An 18,009-nucleotide genomic window follows, 5' to 3' on the forward strand; every position below is an offset into this window, starting at 1 on the left:
TTATTCCTTATCTTCTTCATCGTCTTCCGATGAACTTTCTTGCTCATCATTTCCTAACACGCCTATCTGAGGAATAGTTGTATTTTGCATTATTTTTGATATATGTTCAGCATGAGAATTAGCAATCTCGGCCATAGCTGGTGCAATGGTTTTGGAAATATCAATTCTAGGAATAGTTATACTCTTCATTGCCTTTGCTATTGTTTCTCCTAACAGAATTGCATTGTGGGCCTGTATTGTCTTTGTGTAAGCTTCAACCGCTTTTTGAAATTGTTTCGACATTTCAAGAAGTCCTTGCAGTGCAACAGTTGAAACCTTTGTATTTTTGTAAAATTTCCTTTCAAGTAGCTCATCTTGAATTTTGTGAAATTTATTAGCATAGGTCCGAACTTCATTTTTACAGAACTTCCAATCATTAAAGCTCATTTCTTTATGGTGAGCGACCTTATTTCGGACATTTCTAATCTTCGTTATGACTTCTTCATCAATATCATGCTTAGGTAGTAAGGGCTTTATATTCACTTCCCACAGACTTCGAAATTCTATCTTTTCAGCTATCTTTGAGAGTTTTTCGTATAGATTGCTATCTTTACTAATACCACAAAATTCATAAGATTTACCAACTAACAGCCAATCTTTCGCAAACAAGAGTTTTTCTAATTGACTCAAATCCAAATCTTCAACATAGGCATTTAAGGTTTGTTTTTTGCGTCCAGCGGTCGCATCTGTCACATCATAAAAATGGTAAATGAAGTAAAAAATCTTTCTTAAGTTGGTTTCATAGTCAAGAAGAGTCGAGTAGCATTTTTTCGCATAATAGGCTGATAAATCAGCAGAGTAATGAGTTACTTCAAAATATTGACTCAAGACTCCACTTATCCTTGCCCTAAACTTATCATAGAAATACGTCTTCCTCCAGTGAATATCAACTGTTGCTTTTAGTCGACAATGAAGGATATTATCTGATTTTCTGATGATTGTTTTAAATTGTAGCGGGTTATCCTCTGGGAAACAGTAAGTAAGCGTATTGGTTTTCTCTAACCGATTGATGTCGTGAACCCTTTCAAAGGATTTCCAAAACAACTGGCGTAAGTCTTCATATTGGATTTTTGGTTTTAACAATAATTCAAAATCAACTTTCATAGCTGTCCACCTGCTTTTTGCCTGTCACATACTCATAAATCATTGATTTTTTATAATACTCATATTCGGATATAAGATTTTCTTTTTCTATAATTAAAGTATCAATTTGAGACGTCTTTTGATCAAGATAGTTTACAATTTCAGACTGCTCAGATAATGAAATTGGAAAAGAAATAGGTAATGATATTATAAAATCAGGATTAGCCCTTGGCATTTTCACTCCATAAGACGTCCCTCTTACTGGTTGTAAAATCTGTTCAGAAATCAATTTGTACATGAATAGTTTACGCTTAATTTTAATATCATTAAACACCAATAATTCACCTGTCCCATGTCCATCAAAATCAGCTAAAGCCACCTTAGCAAGGTAGGGACGTAATTTACTAAACACAATATCACCTTGTTTTATAACTTGTTGTCTTCCGTTTTCGACTTCAGTCAATAAATCGATATATCCTGGTTTATATGAAACCATTTTTTCTAAAGCTAAAAAATTCTGACCTCTCTCATAAGACGTTTTTTCATTTCTCAACTTTGATATATTTTTAATTTTTGCAACTTCCCATCCCTCAGGAATTTCATCAATCCAATCAATCTCGGTAGAAACCATTTTTACATCTTTATTAATACCATTAGTAACAATTTCCGAAATTAAAGACTGTTTGTATGATTTTAACTCTGCAATCGTTTGTTTCGTATCTGTGATAATATCGTCAATTATAGCGGTCTTTTCATCAAGAAACTTTGCAATTCTTTGTTGTTCGGAAATAGGAGGGATTGGAATTAACAACCGATTTAATTTCTCGGATGGGATTCTCATTCTTATAGTGTTTAATTTCCCATTACCCGACTCTTTAATCAAAATACCATTTCCTAATCCCAACAAACTTCTTTGAAATTGTTCAGATTGAAAAAGGTAGCAATAATAGTTGATGTCAGCTCTATCATTATCCGAGTAATAAGTATAATATACTGGACTTACTGCCCCTAACCAACTCGAAAGACCAACTGCACCAGCCAGAATATTCATACTATTCATGACAATATCGTTTGGTCGTGCTACTTTATAAGCAGATAAATCTTCTTTAGCCTTATTTCCTCCCCCTGTTTTTTCTGAGTATGGAAAAACTCCATTTTCTACTGACAAAGATAGGATAAAATTCGTAATAATTGGGTCATTTTTTTCTTTACGTTCACTGAGTACATATTTCCATCGCCTTAATTCCCACTCCTCAGGAATTTCCCCTATCCACTCAACACCGCTGTCTTTCAATTTCCTCATCCCAGGTCCTCCACGCCGTTACTACTCAGAGCTTCAAAATTCTTCACAATTTTCTCCTCCAGTGCTTTGATACGCTTTGCGATAACCTCAGAACTTTCTGGTGCTTGGTATTTATAGAACAAGCGTGTAAATGGAACTTCAAAACCAATCTTTGTTTTACTTTTATCAACCCAAGCATCAGGATTGAAGGGCAAGACTTCTCTCTTTATATAAGAATCAATATCTTCTATCAGCGGAATTTCCTCTGTATCTCGTTTGCTGGTATCAGGCTCTGCTTGCCCATTTTTCTTGCGAATGACTGTTCTATTTTCGTCATAGAGAGGTGTTTCAACGGTAACCTTTTGATAGCCAAAGAACTCATTATCAAAGATTTTAGACTCTACCATGGTATCACCTTCAGTATAGATTTTATTGGCAAATTCACCATAAGCCTGCACGATGAGTTCTCGCTGAGCTTTCTTGATGTCAACCCTCTTATTACCGATATTTTTCCGACGTTTCGCAAAAGCTTTACTAGCGTCCAATAACTGCACTTTCCCCTGACGCTCCTTAGCCTTATTTTTAGTGATAATCCAGATGTAGGTCGAAATACCAGTGTTATAAAACAAGTCTGTCGGCAACTGAATAATCGCTTCCAACCAGTCATTCATAATCACATACTCACGGATAGCAGACTCACCGCCACCAGCATTGCCTGAAAATAGAGCTGAACCATTATGGATAATCGCCATACGACCTGTATCTTTCAGCTTAGAAATCCCATTTAGCTGAAAAAGAAGCTGACCATCTGAAATCTTAGGTAGTCCCGCACCAAAACGACCATTCTCACCTAACTCAGCCTCTTCCTTGACAGCATTCTGGTCTTTCTTCCAGTCAATACCAAATGGAGGGTTGGAAATCAAGTAATCAAAGGTATAGCCTGAAAAAGCATCCTTGGAAAGAGTAGATCCTAAAGCCATGTTGTCAGGATTACCTCCACGAATCATGGTATCTGCCTTGGCAATAGCATAGGTTTCTGGGTTTAACTCTTGACCAAATGTGGTTACATCTGCATTAGCATCAAGAGCTTTAATTCGCTCCATCATGGCAGAAAGCATCTGCGATGTTCCCATAGTTTGGTCATAAATCGTACGCACGATAGGTTTATCTGATGGTTTTTCATTGATTAGGAGAATGTCTGTCATCAGGTAAATAATATCCCTACTTGTAAAGTGAGCCCCTGCGTCCTCTCCGTAACTCTCAGAAAACCGACGAACCAGCTCTTCAAAGATGTAACCCATATCCGTCGAAGTTACAGTGTCCGCACCTAAATAGGCTTTTTTGCTGTTAAACTCTTGAATAACTGCAAACAGAGCATCGTTATTAGCCATCTTCGAAATCTCTGTATCAAACTCGAAGTTATCAAGAATATTTCTAACATTTTCAGAAAAACTATTAAGGAAGGAGTTGAAGTTATCGTAAATATTCTCAGGGTCACTTAGCAGATTCTCAAACGTAAAACGACTTGTATTATAAAATGTATAGCCAGAAGCATCCGTTAGTTTTCTGTCTCTGATTTGAGTGACCTTGATATTTGTCACTGATTTCGAAACCGCAAGCACATCATCTCTTGTCGGAAGCAAGGTATCATGCAAACGTTTAATGACTGTCATAGGTAGGATAACCTTACCGTATTCATGTGGCTTATAAAGCCCTCGTAAAATATCAGCAATATTCCATATTAAAGAAGCCTTCTCTTTGATATTTATTGCCATTCTTTCGTGGTGCATTTTTTCATTTGTTACTTGCTCTGCCATACCATATTCCTTCTTTAAATTTTTATGAAGGGCTGATAGGATTCCTTTATTATGAATATAATAAAGGAAGGGTACCCTTCCTTTATTATGAATATAATAAAGGAAGGGTACCCTTCGGGTTTCTTAAATTTTCTAGTTCTATTATAGCATATTTGAGAATATTTAAAAGAAATTCAAAAAACCCACGAGGGGTCTTGGATTAAACGGAATGCCCATTTTGTTCACGCTCTAAACGCCTTAGAATGGTTTGTTTATGCAAAATATATTGTTCTTCAGTCAAGTCTAAAATTTCCATCACAGCAGTGTCTAAATCTGCTCCGTTTCTGGAACTTCTGAAATCAATACCTTGATTTTGACACTCCATCGTATGAAGAAGAAAATCGTTAAAAACTCTCACTGCTTGACTATTTTTTCCCTTAAGATATCTTGCTTTTTCTCATTAAAACCTGTTAATGCTTGAATTTTTTCAACATAAAAGGAACAGTTAATCGTTCTACACATTTATTATTCGTAAATAATAAATATAGATTAATTACCCCCATTGAAGCTGAACGACTTCAGGACTTCCCAGATGATTGGACAGCTAAAAAGAAATTATCTGATGGTTCTATTGTAGAGGTATCTGATAAAATGAGAATGTTTTTTATGGGAAATGCTTTGGTTACTGAGATTGTAAAAGAAATTGCTAAATTTATTAAAGAAATTGATTGATTTCTCTAAAACTAAAAAAGAGGTGCGAGCCTCTTTTTTAGTTATCTATATCCTTACCTGTCTGTCTTCTGACCGTTGGCCTGTGACAAACATGGTAAAGGTTGCTTTGCAGACATTTCTGCCTTCTTGATTGGTGATATCAACATCCACTACACAGGTTGTGCGACCTTGATGGACACATTCTCCTTTAATGGTCAGCACATCGTCGAGTTTTCCTGCCTTGAGGTAATTGATAGAGGACTGAAGTGTCACTCCATCAAGTCCCAGAGATATGACCACCAAACCACTAATCTGGTCACAAAGGGTAAAGAGATAGCCACCATGGGCATTGCCATAGTAGTTGAGCGATGAGTCCACTACTTTGGTCGTCACCACAACGTGACCATCTCTCATTTGTTCAATTTCGTAATTTTCAAAGGCAGATATAGCGTCAAAATGAAAATCTTTCATGGTTTCCTCCTGATATTTCAAACGACACTATGATACTACTTTTTATAGGACTGTGCAAGGAGAAAGCTCCTAGTCTGGCAAAATCCCGACCTGTTCTACAAAGCGCATAAAGGCTGCCTGTCCCTGCTCCGTTTGTTTGTAAATCCCTGCATCCTCAAGTACACGTGCAAAGATAGCACCCACAGAGTCCTTGACGATTGCAAGGGCTTTTTCTTTATCCGTTAAATCTCTATATTGTGCTTTAAGTTGGTCTGCCCATTCCTGATGATAGTCGACAACTGTATCAGCTTCTCCTACAAGATAGCTAGCGACTTGCTCCACTTCTACTTTCAGACGTGGTGGCAAGATTGCCAAGCCCATGACCTCAATCAAGCCGATATTTTCCTTCTTGATATGTTGAACATCCTTGTGAGGATGATAGATGCCGTCAGGATGCTCTGGCGATGTCTGATTGTCCCGCAAGACTACGTCCAACTCAAACTGTCCATCACGCTTACGAGCAATCGGTGTGATAGTGTGGTGCGGTGTCCCGCCTGTTTCTGCCAAAATCTGCACGGCAGGGTCTGAATACTGGCGCCATTCCTGCAAAATCTTATCAGCCAGGTTGATCAAATCCTCTTTGGAATTCGAAGTCAAACGCAACACTGACATGGGCCACTTGACAATCCCAGCCTTGACCTGCTCAAAACCAGTAAATCGAAAGGCCTTTTGCAAGGGAGCCAATTCCATAGGAAATACGTGACGGCCTCCCTGATAGTGATCATGAGTTAGAATAGAGCCTCCCACAATCGGTAGGTCGGCATTAGAGCCAGCAAAATAGCCTGGAAACTGGTCTACAATAGCCAACAGACGTTCAAAACTCTGACGACTAATAGCCATGGGACGATGTTCCCCATCTAAGAAAATACAGTGCTCATTAAAGTAAGCATAGGGCGAATACTGGAATCCCCACTCCTGACTCGCTATTTCAAAACGGATAATACGGTGGTTGCTGCGAGCTGGGTGGTTAACTCGACCATGGTAGCCCTCATTCTCTAGACAGAGCTGACACTGAGGATAATTGCTGGCTTGTACCAACTTGGCTGCTGCAATCTCTTTCGGATCTTTTTCAGGCTTAGAGAGATTGATGGTAATCTCAAGCTCTCCGTAACTAGATGGAACACGATAAGCGATATTTTTAGCAATGGCCTTGAGTTTAATGTAGTCATTTTTCTGACTGAGTTGGTAAAAATCCGCTATCGCTTGCTCAGGAGAGTGGGCATAGGTTGCCCAAAAGTCACGATTAACCTGACTCGGACAAGGAGTCACCAAGTCCATCAGTTCAGCACCGAGGATTTCACGTGCAGTCTGACTATCCTCAATTTTCTCTAATCGAACAGCTTCCTCAACCAGCTGGTCCTTGAGGTCAATCAATTTATCCAGATCGGTCTCAACTTCCAAAACACCGTCTCCCACTCGTGCCAAGACACGATTGGTCAGGTAGATGCGATCCATTTCCTCATATGAACTTTCAGAAATGACATGTGTTACAAATTTATCTACTAAGGTCACCATAAAGCCTCCTTTTGACTAGTCAAGGACGCGAGTGCCACCTGCAACTTCAGCGATATAGAAACTTGGAGCGTATCCAACTACTTCCTCGTAGTGTTTGCCTACAGCTTCTTTAAAGGCCTCAACAGTATCTTTTTGCACCAAGGCAATGGCACATCCGCCAAAACCTGCCCCTGTCATGCGAGCACCGAGAACTCCTTCTTGTGCCCAAGCTGTATGAACAAGAGTATCCAATTCCAAACCAGTTACTTCATAGTCATGCTCTAGGGAAACGTGTGACGCATTCATCAAACGACCAAATGTTTCCAAATCTCCTGCTTGAAGGGCTGCTTGAGCCTTAAGGGTACGTTGGTTTTCAAGCACAGCATGGCGAGCACGTTTCAAACGGTTTTCGTCTTTAATCAGATAGCTATATTGATCAAAGGCCCACTCGTCTAATTCACCCAAGGTCTGAATATCTAAGGCTATTTGCAATTCTTCCACTGCTTTTTCACACTCAGCACGACGTTCATTGTATTTAGAGTCCGCCAATTCACGGCGTTTGTTAGTGTTCATAATAACAACGACATTGTCCTTCAAATCAAGTGGTACCAAATCATACTCTAAGGTGTTGGTATCAAGGTAAATAGCACGTTGGTCTGCACCCATACCGATAGCAAACTGGTCCATAATGCCAGAGTTGACTCCGATAAAGTTATTTTCTGTTTGTTTTCCGATTTTAACCAAATCGAGACGCTCTAATTTTAAATCAAAGAGATGCTCTGCCACGACCCCTGTTAAGAGTTCAAGGGAAGCTGAAGAAGATAATCCAGCACCATTTGGGATATTCCCATAAACATAAAAATCAAAACCTTTGTCAATCACATGTCCAGCTTCTTGCAAGAAATGAAGAACTCCTTTTGGATAATTGGTCCAGTTATGCTCTTTTTCAAACTTGAGGTCAGCGAGAGGCACTTCGATAATGCCCTTGTCCTCAAAGTTAGCTGAGTAGAAACGCAAGACTTGGTCATCACGTTTGCGAGCAGCCCCATAAGTTCCTAAGGAAATGGCAGCCGGAAAAACGTGCCCACCGTTGTAGTCTGTGTGCTCACCAATCAAGTTGATACGACCTGGTGAAAAGAAAGTTTGGTCTGCTTCTTGACCAAAAACAGTAAGAAAGTCTTTGCGAAGAGTTTCAGCAGTAAGATGTTGTGTCATATGATTTCTCCTTTTACTGTCCGTTAAGTCACCTCAACGTGTAATCGTTTTCTTCTATTGTATCTAAGGGATTTCCCACGGTCAATCCTTTTTACTAAACTTTTACTAAATTATCAGTAAAAAGCAGAAAAGTATGATATACTAACTTTAAAGAAGGAGGATTTATGGCTACCTTAAAAGACATTGCACAGCTAGCCTCTGTCTCTATCGCGACCGTATCCCGTGTCCTAAACCGCGACCAGAGCCTATCTGTTACAGAAGAAACCAGACACCGTATTTTAACCGTTGCTGAAGAGTTGGGCTACACCAAACACCTCAAGACAGGCGAGTCCCACAAGCCCAAGCAAAAGATTGCCATTATCCAATGGGTCAGCGAACAAGGGGAGCTGGACGACCTCTACTACTACCAGATTCGCCTAGGCATAGAAAAAAGAGCCCAAGAACTGGACTATGATATCTTGCGCTATTTTAATGACCATCCTTTTACACTCAGCGAGGAAGTGATTGGCATTCTCTGCATCGGAAAGTTTAGCCGTACACAGATTTCTGCCTTTGAAGAATACCAAAAGCCTCTAGTCTTTCTAGACAGCGATACTCTTTCACTAGGACATACCTGCATTATCACGGACTTTTACACTGCCATGAAACAGGTTGTCGATTATTTCCTCAACCAAGGGATGGACCGTATCGGGATTTTAACAGGTCTTGAAGAAACAACAGATCAAGAAGAAATCATTGAGGATAAACGACTGGAAAATTTCAGGAACTACAGTCAAGCAAAGGGAATCTATCATGATGAACTGGTCTTTCAAGGAAGCTTTACTGCCCAGTCTGGCTATGTCTTGATGAAGGAGGCCATTCAGAGCTTAGGAGACCAACTCCCACCAGCCTTTTTTGCTGCTAGTGATAGTTTAGCCATCGGTGCCCTCCGTGCCCTCCAAGAAGCTGGAATCAGCCTGCCAGACCGCGTCAGTCTTATTTCCTTTAACGACACCAGCCTGACCAAGCAGGTCTATCCTCCCCTCTCTAGCATCACTGTCTATACCGAAGAAATGGGCCGAGCAGGTATGGATATTCTTAACAAAGAAGTACTCCACGGTCGCAAAATCCCTAGCCTGACCATGCTGGGAACCAGACTGACATTGAGAGAAAGTACAAGGAATGATTAGGATTACAAAACGACCTCTAGCAAGGCTGTTTCTCTAATAATCTCTATGATTCCGCTCCAACTCACACCTTTCGCTTATGTGCTTGGTGACTTTCTAGGTCAGCATCAACTTCAATGGTAATATTTTGAAAGCCACAATCTTTGAGGAAAATTCGAATAGATTCTTTACAAGCTTCCATATTTCCCACTTCTTTTATACAAACATGGACAATAGCATTTTTTTCCAAACCATCCATAGTCCAGAGATTAAGCTGATTAAGGCTAGCCACATTGTCCAATCGCTCCAGGCCACTCTTTACTTGCTTGATATTAATACCTTCCGGCACAGCATCTAGGAAAATTTTCAGTGCGCTCCAAAAGCGAGGAATGGCTTTCGACAGAATAAAGATAGAAATAACTAGTGATAAAAGCGGATCGAGGATATACCAGTCCGTAAATCGAAGAATAATCGCCATTAGAATGACGGCCAACCAACCAAGAGTGTCTTCCAAAAAATGCAGGCTAAGAATTGACTCGTTCTTTGTTTTCCCCTTACGAACTACCAGACTTGCTAGCACATTAATGGCTACTGCAATGATTCCCAGCCAGAGGATGCCTTCCTCATTGACGGGTTGCGGGTGAACAATCTTTGTGACATTTTCCAAGATCACTAGGACAGACCCTATCATAAGAATCACAGCCGTTAGCATGGCTCCTAAAAGACTAAAACGTTTGTAACCCAAGGTGTACTGTCTATCTTCTTCACGGTTTGAAATTGTTTCTAAAAGGGCTGAGATGCCAATGGCTATAGCATCTCCCAAGTCATGAACGGAATCAGCAAGAACTGCACTCGAACCAAAGATTCCTCCTGCGATAAACTCAACAATCGCATAGCTTAAATTTAAGAAAAAAGCTAACCAGATAGATGTTTTAGAACTCATTTCTCTCCCTCCTTTGGTATAATGGGTATATACATACTTCTTTCATTTGTATTATCTAATAAAATTCAAAGAAAGGATAGAAGCAAACTGTCAGCCATGTTCAGTTCTGAACAGTTTGTCTCAAGTGTCTACATGCCAAAAAGAGACCGTCGAGTCAGCAAGACGAAAAAAGCCATCTATCAAGCTTTTTTACAACTTTTGAACGACAAAGGCTATGATGCCACTACTGTTCAGGATATCATTGACCTAGCAGATGTTGGGCGTTCTACTTTTTACTGTCACTATGAAAGCAAGGAACTCCTTTTAGATGAGCTCTGTCGCTACCTCTTTCATCATCTCTTTGAAAGGGAAGGACACTTTACTACCGAGGACTACCTCGCACATATCTTTTTACATTTTCAGAAAAACCAGGACCATGTTACCAGTCTGCTATTTTCCAAAAATGACTACTTCCTCCGTCAACTCCATAAAGAGCTAGAACACCATGTCTATCCCATGTTGGCTGATGAGTTAAAAGAAGCCCACACTAATCTGCCTACTTCTTACCTCCAACACTTGGTCGTGTCCAACTTTATCGAGACATTGACCTGGTGGCTCAAAAAAGGACAAGACTTTACATACCAGGAAGTTGTCCAGTTTTATCTAGACCTTCTCATTCCTAAAAATTGAATACAGAGTAGAGCTCAGTTGCCTTATTTCTAGGCTACTGAGTTTTCATCTTTTCAACAATCAAAAAAGCCCAGACAACATTGTCTGAGCAGTTTTCTATATGGTCGTTTAACAAAGTTGAGTTTGACATTTTCAAACTATTTCTTCAACAAACCTTGTTCTTGTAGAAACTCCTTGGCTACTTGTTCTGCTGACTTGCCTTCAACACCGACTTGGTAGTTGAGCTGGCTCATCTGGCTTTCAGTAATTTTACCAGCCAATTTATTGAGAACTGTTTCCAACTCTGGATGTTTCTTGAGAAGAACTTCTTTCATGAGTGGAGCCCCTTGATAAGGTGGGAAGAGTTGCTTGTCATCTTCCAATACCTGTAAATCATAACGTGCCAATTCCGCATCGGTCGAATAGGCGTCCGTGATTTGAATATCACCTGACTGAATAGCCTGATAGCGAAGGGCTGGTTCCATGGTCGCTACATTGAGATTGAGACCATACATTGATTGCAAGCCCTTATTGCCATCTTCACGGTCATTAAACTCGAGAGTAAATCCAGCCTTCAACTGCCCTTCCACTTTTTTCAAGTCCGAAATGGTCTTCAAGCCATATTCTTGAGCAATCTTTTTCGGAACAGCTACAGCATAGGTATTTTGATAAGACATAGGTTTGAGATAGGATAGATGATCCTGTTTGGCAATGCCATCACGCGCTACCTGATAAACCTGATCTGGCTCATGACCCACTTTCGGTGATGGTTGCAGCAAACTTTCAGTCACCGTACCAGTAAATTCAGGATAGATGTCAATATCGCCTTTTTTCAGAGCTTCATAGAGAAAGCTTGTTTTCCCAAAATTAGGTTTAACAGTCGCAGTCATGCTGGTATTTTCTTCAATCAGTAACTTATACATATTAGCCAAAATTTCTGGTTCCGGTCCCAATTTTCCAGCAATGATCAGGTTCTCTTTCTCTTTTTGAGCCAAAAGAGCTGGACTATAAGACAAACCGAGCAATATTGTCACCAAGGCAAAACCAGAAAAAATCGTTCGCAATTTTGCTTTTTCCATCACTTTTAGTAAGAAGTTAAAGACAATAGCCAGCACTGCTGAAGAAAGTGCCCCAATCAAAATCAGACTGGCATTATTACGGTCAATTCCCAAAAGGATAAAGGAACCCAGTCCCCCTGCACCAATCAAGGCCGCCAAGGTTGCCGTGCCGATAATCAAGACCGCTGCCGTCCGAATCCCAGACATCATAACAGGCATAGCAAGTGGAATTTCAAACTTCTTGAGACGCTCCCACCTAGTCATCCCAAAGGCAATCCCAGCCTCTTGTAGACTTGGATCAATTCCCTTGAGTCCAGTGATGGTATTTTGTAAAATCGGAAAGATCGCATAAATCACTAGAGCTGTCAAAGCAGGCAAGATTCCAATTCCCATCAAGGGGATAAAGAGTCCTAACAAGGCCAGAGACGGGATGGTCTGGAAAATCCCTGCAATCTGTAAGACCCAATCCGCCAACTTCTCATGATAGCGAAGATAAACAGCCAAGGGAATCGCTATAAAAATGGCCAGTAACAAGGTCAAAAGTGACAACTGCAAATGTTGAGATAGAGCTGTCAACCAATCACTAAAACGATCCTGAAAAGTTGCAATTAAATTAGTCATGAACACTACCTCCAAACAAGTCTGCTACAAATTCTGTGGCAGGAGCTTTTAAAATCGTCTCGGGATTCGCCACCTGGCGAATCTCTCCATCCTGCAAGACAGCAATACGGTCTGCCAATTTCAAGGCTTCATCCGTATCATGGGTCACAAAAATCGTTGTCATCCCAAACTCTTTATGCAATTCTTTCGTCAGAACCTGTAACTGTTTGCGAGAAATAGCATCCAAGGCTGAAAAAGGTTCATCCATGAGGAGAATCTTAGGCTGACCAATCATAGCCCGTACAATTCCAACACGCTGTTGCTCCCCACCAGATAATTCACTAGGCAAACGATGCCCATACTCAGCTACTGGCAAGCCAACCTTAGCCAAAAGCTCTTCTGTTTTCTTAGCAATATCTTCCTTGCTCCATCCCTTCATCTCAGGAATCAGGGCAATATTTTCCGCGACCGTTAGATTAGGAAATAGAGCAATAGCCTGTAAAACATAACCAGTAGAAAGACGAAGTTCACGCTCATCATAATCTTTGATTCGCTTGCCATCCATATAAATATTTCCATCAGTTGGTTCCAAGAGGCGGTTGACCATCTTGATCATGGTCGTCTTACCTGAGCCAGATGGCCCAACTAAAACCATAAACTCGCCATTCTCAATCCGTAAATTAACATCTCTCAAGACATCTTTTTCTGTGTAGCGTAAAGCTACATTTTTGTATTCAATCATTCTGTATCCTCAATTTAAAACTTCCCTCGATTGGTCAAGTCTTCTACCTTAGGCATGACTTCCTTATTGTCCCAATGCTCCACAATTTTCCCGTTTTCTAGACGGAAGATATCATACTGGGCATAGGCAACTCCACCAATCTGAGTCTGACCATAGCTAACCACATAGTTTCCTTGTCCTAAGAGTTTAAAAACAAAGTCAAAAGTGGTCTTTACTTATAAACAGCTAATTTGCTCCATTTTAAACCTCATTTTCCTCCTCTTTCAGATTAGCCAAAATTCTTTCTTGAAAGGCTTCAAACTGACGAATTTCTTCCTCTGAAAATCCTTTGTAAAAGATCGTATCCAATTTCTGACTGACACGATGCCCCACTTCTTTCTGAGACTGCCCCAACTCTGTTAAAACCAAATACTTCTTACGCTTATCTTCTCCACATGGACTAATAGTTACAAGATTTTGTTCCTCTAGCTTTTTAATCATCGTCGTCAGCGTATTATTAGCAAGTCCAGTCGCCAAAGCAATATCTGTCGCAGTTGCACAGCCAGTTTCACTATTCCATAAAACCGCTAAAATCTTTCCCTGCTCACTCCGATAAAGAGCTTCAGGATCTTGGCTCAGTAACCTTTGAAAAATACGTCCATTCAACAAACGAATATGATGGGCTAGCAAATGACTATCTTTCATAACACCTCCAATTTATTTCGATATCGAAAAGAATAAAACAATTGTAACACTCATCATTCTAACTGTCAACTATTTCGATTTAGAAATAATTTTTCCCAGTAAAAAAATCTCCTACTCAAGGTAGAAGATTTCAATCTTATAAACTTAATCCGTCATGTCCGATACCAAAGTTCGACGTTCCAATGGAATGCTGCACATAACTAGCAAGAAAATGAAACCTGACTGAATCCAGAAGAGGGCCAAGTCAAAGATTCCGTGTACAGCAACCACTGTAAGGAAAGATAGATAAAGACCAATAATCGGACGTTTCCCCGACTCCTGACTCATATCCATCATCAAGCGAACAGGAGCCACAGAAGACAAAACTAGTAAAATAGTCCCCACAATTCCGTAACTCAGTATCGTATCAATATAAAGACTGTGAGCATGTTCATGATAAGGAGCATTTATTCTAGGATAAGAGTGCATGTAGGTCAATGGCCCCTCACCCCAAAAAGGATTTTGCTTAAACAAGGCCATCCCAGCATCCCAGATAGAAATTCGTTCTTCCATAGAAGAGTCTAAAGTCCCCATCCGAACTCCCAAATCACTAGAAAAGAGGAAGCTCAAGCCAATCGCGAAGACCCCAATACTAAGCCAAAAGGCCTTCCAGTTTTTAATGGTCGTAAAGAGATAAATAATGGCTCCAGCGATAATAGCAGGAAAGGCAGTTCGATTTTGAGTAAAGTTCAATCCAAAGAGATTCACAAAGCCTGCAATCACACAGAATACTTTCAACCAATTCAACTTGGTCGTTGTAAACAGATAGAATGCAATCATGATACAGAAACAACAAATAATTCCATAATAATTAGGATTAAAGAAGGTCACTTCTGCACGATTCTGATGCCACACCTGCATATTGGGTGAAAGAAAAGCATAGTTAAATTTCTTCACAATTTGGAAATGTTCTAAACTAGCAAAAGCAGCAGACAAGACACTACCAAACAAGACGAGCTGCAAAATCAATCGAAAGAATTTATGTGATAAAATCGACTGATAGTGCAAAAAGAAAACAGTAAATAGAAAAATTCCTACTGAAGCCACAAGACCCATCCAATTTTGAGCAAAAGTGGATATAACAGTACTATAGCCAAGAAAAAGAAGTAGCATCGGATGCTCCCCCATTTTCTGAAGAATACTTTTCATATCTCCTGTAAAAATCAAACTGATAATATATAAACAGAATACAACTACAAAAAGATAAAAGGGTAAAAAGATACTCAGGATGATTCCCAATAAAATCAGTTCTTTACTAGACAACCCTTTCAGCTTTTCAATAAAGCCTATTGATTTCAAAATGAATCCTTTCTCTCCAAATCAGTTGATTCAGATAATAGTAAGCTACCCTTTATTGTACCACTTTTTTAGCAATTTGAAAACAAAGGAAACGTTTACTAGGTAAAAAAGGGAGCAAAAATACTGATATTTCAAAACTCAAACTTAATGACTAGATTTACTATAAGAAAATCATACCGTAAAGACTAGGTATATGTTAAAATAGTAGTAATATAATAAGGTTTTGACCAATTATCCAAACTATATTTAAATCATTTACAATTCCTAAAGAAAGGAAACACTATGAAATCTTACCAAGCCGTCTACCAAATTCTAGCTAAAGAAATCGACTATGTCAGCGGAGAAAAAATCGCAGAAGAACTATCACTAAGCCGAACATCAATTTGGAAAGCCATCAAGCGTCTAGAACAAGAAGGCATTGAAATTGATAGTATCAAAAACAAAGGCTATAAACTAGTGAATGGAGACCTTATTCTTCCAGAACTTCTAGAACAAAATCTTCCAATTAAAATCAGTTTTAAACCCGAAACAAGATCAACACAACTCGATGCAAAAGAAGCAATTGATTTAGGAAATGAAGCAAACACCCTCTATCTAGCTTCCTATCAAACAGCAGGCCGAGGTCGATTTCAACGTTCTTTCTACTCACCACAAGGTGGCATTTATATGACACTCCATCTCAAACCAAATCTCCCTTACGACAAATTACCATCCTACACACTACTTGTAGCCGGAGCTATCTACAAAGCCATTAAGAACCTAACTTTAATTGATGTCGACATAAAATGGGTCAATGATATCTACCTAAACAATCATAAAATTGGAGGAATCCTTACTGAGGCAATGACCTCTGTAGAAACTGGCTTAGTCACAGATATCATTATTGGAGTAGGTATTAATTTCACTATTAAAGACTTTCCTCAGGAATTAAAAGAAAAAGCTGCTAGTTTATTTAAAACACCAGCACCTATAACCAGAAATGAATTAATCATAGAGACCTGGCGTGCTTTCTTCGAAACACCAGCAGAAGAGCTATTATACTTATACAAAAAAAAGTCATTTGTTCTAGGAAAAGAAGTGACTTTTACACTAGATCAAAAAGACTACAAGGGACTTGCTAAAGATATCTCAGAAAATGGCAAACTTTTAGTTCAATGTTATAATGGAAAAGAAATCTGGCTCAATAGCGGAGAAATTTCACTCAAGAGTTGGAAGTAATAATAAACTAGCACAACCATAGAATCGACAATATATAAAGATTTTAGCTTTTCTGCAGCCCTATACAGTTGAAAAAGAGCCATTTTAAGGAGAATTCTAGTAGGAATACCAGTCGTTTCTAGGTAAGGGATCTTAGACGGTTTTTGAAAGTCATATTTCTTCATTTGACTTCCAGAACTAGGACAAGATGGGGCATTGTAATCCAGTTTCGCGATGATTTCCTTGTGAGTATCCCTATTGACGATATCTAAAATCTTGATATTTTGGTCTTTGATATCGAACAATTTTGTGATAAAATGTAACTATTCCATATGATTCTTTCTAATGATGGTTTGGTTGCTTTTCATTATGGATCATATGGAACTTTTTTCTACATAAAAATAGGCTCCATAATATTTATAGGGGGGTACCCACTACAAATATTATGGAGTCTTTTTATCGCTCTGAATACCAAAAAAGAAAGGACGAAATGTCTCCTTACTAGAACTTAGCTTTTCTTCAACCCACTACAGTTGACAGAGAGTCGAAATTAAACGGAGAATAAGGGATTCGAACCCTTGCGCCAGTTACCCGACCTAACGATTTAGCAAACCGTCCTCTTCAGCCTCTTGAGTAATTCTCCTATTAATGGGCACGAGTGGACTCGAACCACCGACCTCACGCTTATCAGGCGTGCGCTCTAACCACCTGAGCTACGCGCCCAAGTTAAAAACTTGGTAATTTGAACAAAGTTCAAAGCGGGTGACGAGAATCGAACTCGCGACAACAGCTTGGAAGGCTGTAGTTTTACCACTAAACTACACCCGCATAAAGACTATAAATAAAAATGGCGCGAGACGGAATCGAACCGCCGACACATGGAGCTTCAATCCATTGCTCTACCAACTGAGCTACCGAGCCTTATTGCGGGAGCAGGATTTGAACCTACGACCTTCGGGTTATGAGCCCGACGAGCTACCGAGCTGCTCCATCCCGCGTTAATACAAAAGGAGGATGTGGGATTCGAACCCACGCACGCTTTTACACGCCTGACGGTTTTCAAGACCGTTCCCTTCAGCCGGACTTGGGTAATCCTCCATATTATTTAAATGGACCTTGTAGGACTTGAACCTACGACCACTCGGTTATGAGCCGAGAGCTCTAACCAGCTGAGCTAAAGGTCCAACAAGATCATTATAGCGGCGAAGGGGATCGAACCCCCGACCTCCCGGGTATGAACCGGACGCTCTAGCCAGCTGAGCTACACCGCCATATATCGGGAAGACAGGATTCGAACCTGCGACACCTTGGTCCCAAACCAAGTACTCTACCAAGCTGAGCTACTTCCCGAGTTAAATAGAAAAATGCACCCTAGAGGAGTCGAACCTCTAACCGCCTGATTCGTAGTCAGGTACTCTATCCAGTTGAGCTAAGGGTGCTCATTAGTTTATGCCGAGGACCGGAATCGAACCGGTACGATCGTTACCAATCGCAGGATTTTAAGTCCTGTGCGTCTGCCAGTTC

14 protein-coding genes, 10 tRNA genes and 3 pseudogenes are annotated in these 18,009 nt (G+C 40.0%); 4 read left to right on the top strand and 23 right to left on the bottom strand.

Annotation, left to right across the window (positions count from 1 at the left end):
- The 3 genes from D8849_RS09135 to D8849_RS09145 are packed head-to-tail and all read right to left on the bottom strand — an operon-like array spanning position 1 to position 4,221.
- Positions 1-1,143: a HEPN domain-containing protein gene (locus tag D8849_RS09135; protein ID WP_125386839.1), complete on the bottom strand. Its 1,143-nt coding sequence runs from the start codon at positions 1,141-1,143 to the stop codon at positions 1-3.
- Entirely contained in the window at positions 1,133-2,425 is a 1,293-nt protein-coding gene (locus D8849_RS09140) for a restriction endonuclease subunit S (protein WP_125386840.1), read from the bottom strand. The genes D8849_RS09135 and D8849_RS09140 overlap by 11 nt, the downstream gene beginning before the upstream one ends.
- Positions 2,422-4,221, bottom strand: coding sequence for a type I restriction-modification system subunit M (locus D8849_RS09145; RefSeq protein WP_125386841.1), 1,800 nt, complete (start codon positions 4,219-4,221; stop codon positions 2,422-2,424). The genes D8849_RS09140 and D8849_RS09145 overlap by 4 nt, the downstream gene beginning before the upstream one ends.
- Positions 4,222-4,695: 474 nt before the next feature.
- Between D8849_RS09145 and D8849_RS09155 the strand changes: the two are divergent.
- Positions 4,696-4,932, top strand: a pseudogene (locus tag D8849_RS09155) (DNA cytosine methyltransferase); the annotation flags it as partial.
- Positions 4,933-4,977: 45 nt separating this feature from the next.
- Here the strand turns inward: D8849_RS09155 and D8849_RS09160 are convergent.
- The 3 genes from D8849_RS09160 to D8849_RS09170 form a co-directional block, all read right to left on the bottom strand.
- A complete protein-coding gene (locus D8849_RS09160; protein WP_000651223.1) occupies positions 4,978-5,382 on the bottom strand; it encodes a PaaI family thioesterase in 405 nt (134 codons plus the stop codon).
- Between the two features lie 69 nt (positions 5,383-5,451).
- Positions 5,452-6,933, bottom strand: a complete 1,482-nt coding sequence (locus D8849_RS09165; RefSeq protein WP_125386852.1) for a UDP-glucose--hexose-1-phosphate uridylyltransferase — start codon at positions 6,931-6,933, stop codon at positions 5,452-5,454.
- An 18-nt stretch (positions 6,934-6,951) separates the two neighbouring features.
- Positions 6,952-8,130, bottom strand: coding sequence for a galactokinase (locus D8849_RS09170; RefSeq protein WP_125386842.1), 1,179 nt, complete (start codon positions 8,128-8,130; stop codon positions 6,952-6,954).
- A 164-nt stretch (positions 8,131-8,294) separates the two neighbouring features.
- Between D8849_RS09170 and galR the strand changes: the two genes are divergently transcribed.
- Positions 8,295-9,299, top strand: a complete 1,005-nt coding sequence (gene galR, locus D8849_RS09175) for a DNA-binding transcriptional regulator GalR (protein WP_125386843.1) — start codon at positions 8,295-8,297, stop codon at positions 9,297-9,299.
- Between the two features lie 61 nt (positions 9,300-9,360).
- Here galR and D8849_RS09180 read toward each other — a convergent pair whose 3' ends face one another.
- Positions 9,361-10,218, bottom strand: coding sequence for a cation diffusion facilitator family transporter (locus D8849_RS09180; RefSeq protein WP_125386845.1), 858 nt, complete (start codon positions 10,216-10,218; stop codon positions 9,361-9,363).
- A gap of 132 nt (positions 10,219-10,350) precedes the next feature.
- On the opposite strand from D8849_RS09180, the gene D8849_RS09185 reads away from it, so the two are divergent.
- Complete coding sequence (locus tag D8849_RS09185) at positions 10,351-10,887, top strand: TetR/AcrR family transcriptional regulator (protein ID WP_004235331.1); 537 nt, start codon at positions 10,351-10,353, stop codon at positions 10,885-10,887.
- A 137-nt stretch (positions 10,888-11,024) separates the two neighbouring features.
- On the opposite strand, the gene D8849_RS09190 is transcribed toward D8849_RS09185, so the two are convergent.
- The 5 genes and pseudogenes from D8849_RS09190 to D8849_RS09210 form a co-directional block, all read right to left on the bottom strand.
- Positions 11,025-12,545, bottom strand: a complete 1,521-nt coding sequence (locus D8849_RS09190) for an ABC transporter permease/substrate-binding protein (protein WP_070842888.1) — start codon at positions 12,543-12,545, stop codon at positions 11,025-11,027.
- Positions 12,538-13,266, bottom strand: a complete 729-nt coding sequence (locus tag D8849_RS09195) for an ATP-binding cassette domain-containing protein (RefSeq protein ID WP_125386847.1) — start codon at positions 13,264-13,266, stop codon at positions 12,538-12,540. The genes D8849_RS09190 and D8849_RS09195 overlap by 8 nt, the downstream gene beginning before the upstream one ends.
- A gap of 14 nt (positions 13,267-13,280) precedes the next feature.
- Positions 13,281-13,472 (bottom strand): annotated as a pseudogene (locus D8849_RS09200) (nuclear transport factor 2 family protein); the annotation flags it as partial.
- A 34-nt stretch (positions 13,473-13,506) separates the two neighbouring features.
- Positions 13,507-13,950, bottom strand: a complete 444-nt coding sequence (locus D8849_RS09205; protein WP_049491343.1) for a MarR family winged helix-turn-helix transcriptional regulator — start codon at positions 13,948-13,950, stop codon at positions 13,507-13,509.
- Positions 13,951-14,094: 144 nt separating this feature from the next.
- Complete coding sequence (locus D8849_RS09210; protein ID WP_125386848.1) at positions 14,095-15,288, bottom strand: O-antigen ligase family protein; 1,194 nt, start codon at positions 15,286-15,288, stop codon at positions 14,095-14,097.
- A gap of 282 nt (positions 15,289-15,570) precedes the next feature.
- Here D8849_RS09210 and birA point away from each other — a divergent pair, with 282 nt between their 5' ends.
- Positions 15,571-16,506, top strand: coding sequence for a bifunctional biotin--[acetyl-CoA-carboxylase] ligase/biotin operon repressor BirA (gene birA / locus D8849_RS09215; RefSeq protein WP_125386850.1), 936 nt, complete (start codon positions 15,571-15,573; stop codon positions 16,504-16,506).
- A gap of 44 nt (positions 16,507-16,550) precedes the next feature.
- On the opposite strand, the pseudogene D8849_RS09220 reads toward birA, so the two are convergent.
- The 11 genes and pseudogenes from D8849_RS09220 to D8849_RS09270 all read right to left on the bottom strand — a co-directional run.
- A pseudogene (locus D8849_RS09220) lies at positions 16,551-16,799 on the bottom strand (ISL3 family transposase); the annotation flags it as partial.
- A gap of 241 nt (positions 16,800-17,040) precedes the next feature.
- Positions 17,041-17,128: transfer RNA gene (locus D8849_RS09225), tRNA-Ser, on the bottom strand.
- A 6-nt stretch (positions 17,129-17,134) separates the two neighbouring features.
- Positions 17,135-17,208 (bottom strand) — tRNA-Ile (locus D8849_RS09230).
- A gap of 34 nt (positions 17,209-17,242) precedes the next feature.
- A tRNA-Gly gene (locus tag D8849_RS09235) sits at positions 17,243-17,313 on the bottom strand.
- Positions 17,314-17,333: 20 nt separating this feature from the next.
- Positions 17,334-17,406, bottom strand: a tRNA-Phe gene (locus D8849_RS09240).
- A gap of 3 nt (positions 17,407-17,409) precedes the next feature.
- Positions 17,410-17,483: transfer RNA gene (locus D8849_RS09245), tRNA-Met, on the bottom strand.
- Positions 17,484-17,493: 10 nt separating this feature from the next.
- Positions 17,494-17,583: transfer RNA gene (locus D8849_RS09250), tRNA-Ser, on the bottom strand.
- A gap of 12 nt (positions 17,584-17,595) precedes the next feature.
- Positions 17,596-17,669: transfer RNA gene (locus D8849_RS09255), tRNA-Ile, on the bottom strand.
- A 13-nt stretch (positions 17,670-17,682) separates the two neighbouring features.
- A tRNA-Met gene (locus tag D8849_RS09260) sits at positions 17,683-17,756 on the bottom strand.
- A 5-nt stretch (positions 17,757-17,761) separates the two neighbouring features.
- A tRNA-Pro gene (locus tag D8849_RS09265) sits at positions 17,762-17,835 on the bottom strand.
- Between the two features lie 15 nt (positions 17,836-17,850).
- Positions 17,851-17,924, bottom strand: a tRNA-Arg gene (locus D8849_RS09270).
- Between the last annotated feature and the right edge of the window lie 85 nt (positions 17,925-18,009).

The organism is Streptococcus mitis (assembly GCF_003942765.1).
In the GTDB taxonomy this organism is placed as follows: domain Bacteria; phylum Bacillota; class Bacilli; order Lactobacillales; family Streptococcaceae; genus Streptococcus; species Streptococcus mitis_BE.

Bases quoted from the DNA above. Each gene is read 5' to 3' on its own strand.
- D8849_RS09160 (WP_000651223.1), bottom strand. From the start codon at position 5,382: ATGAAAGATTTTCATTTTGACGCTATATCTGCCTTTGAAAATTACGAA.
- birA (WP_125386850.1), top strand. From the start codon at position 15,571: ATGAAATCTTACCAAGCCGTCTACCAAATTCTAGCTAAAGAAATCGAC.
- D8849_RS09140 (WP_125386840.1), bottom strand. From the start codon at position 2,425: ATGAGGAAATTGAAAGACAGCGGTGTTGAGTGGATAGGGGAAATTCCT.
- D8849_RS09180 (WP_125386845.1), bottom strand. From the start codon at position 10,218: ATGAGTTCTAAAACATCTATCTGGTTAGCTTTTTTCTTAAATTTAAGC.
- D8849_RS09145 (WP_125386841.1), bottom strand. From the start codon at position 4,221: ATGGCAGAGCAAGTAACAAATGAAAAAATGCACCACGAAAGAATGGCA.
- D8849_RS09205 (WP_049491343.1), bottom strand. From the start codon at position 13,950: ATGAAAGATAGTCATTTGCTAGCCCATCATATTCGTTTGTTGAATGGA.
- D8849_RS09190 (WP_070842888.1), bottom strand. From the start codon at position 12,545: ATGACTAATTTAATTGCAACTTTTCAGGATCGTTTTAGTGATTGGTTG.
- D8849_RS09185 (WP_004235331.1), top strand. From the start codon at position 10,351: ATGCCAAAAAGAGACCGTCGAGTCAGCAAGACGAAAAAAGCCATCTAT.
- D8849_RS09195 (WP_125386847.1), bottom strand. From the start codon at position 13,266: ATGATTGAATACAAAAATGTAGCTTTACGCTACACAGAAAAAGATGTC.
- galR (WP_125386843.1), top strand. From the start codon at position 8,295: ATGGCTACCTTAAAAGACATTGCACAGCTAGCCTCTGTCTCTATCGCG.
- D8849_RS09135 (WP_125386839.1), bottom strand. From the start codon at position 1,143: ATGAAAGTTGATTTTGAATTATTGTTAAAACCAAAAATCCAATATGAA.
- D8849_RS09170 (WP_125386842.1), bottom strand. From the start codon at position 8,130: ATGACACAACATCTTACTGCTGAAACTCTTCGCAAAGACTTTCTTACT.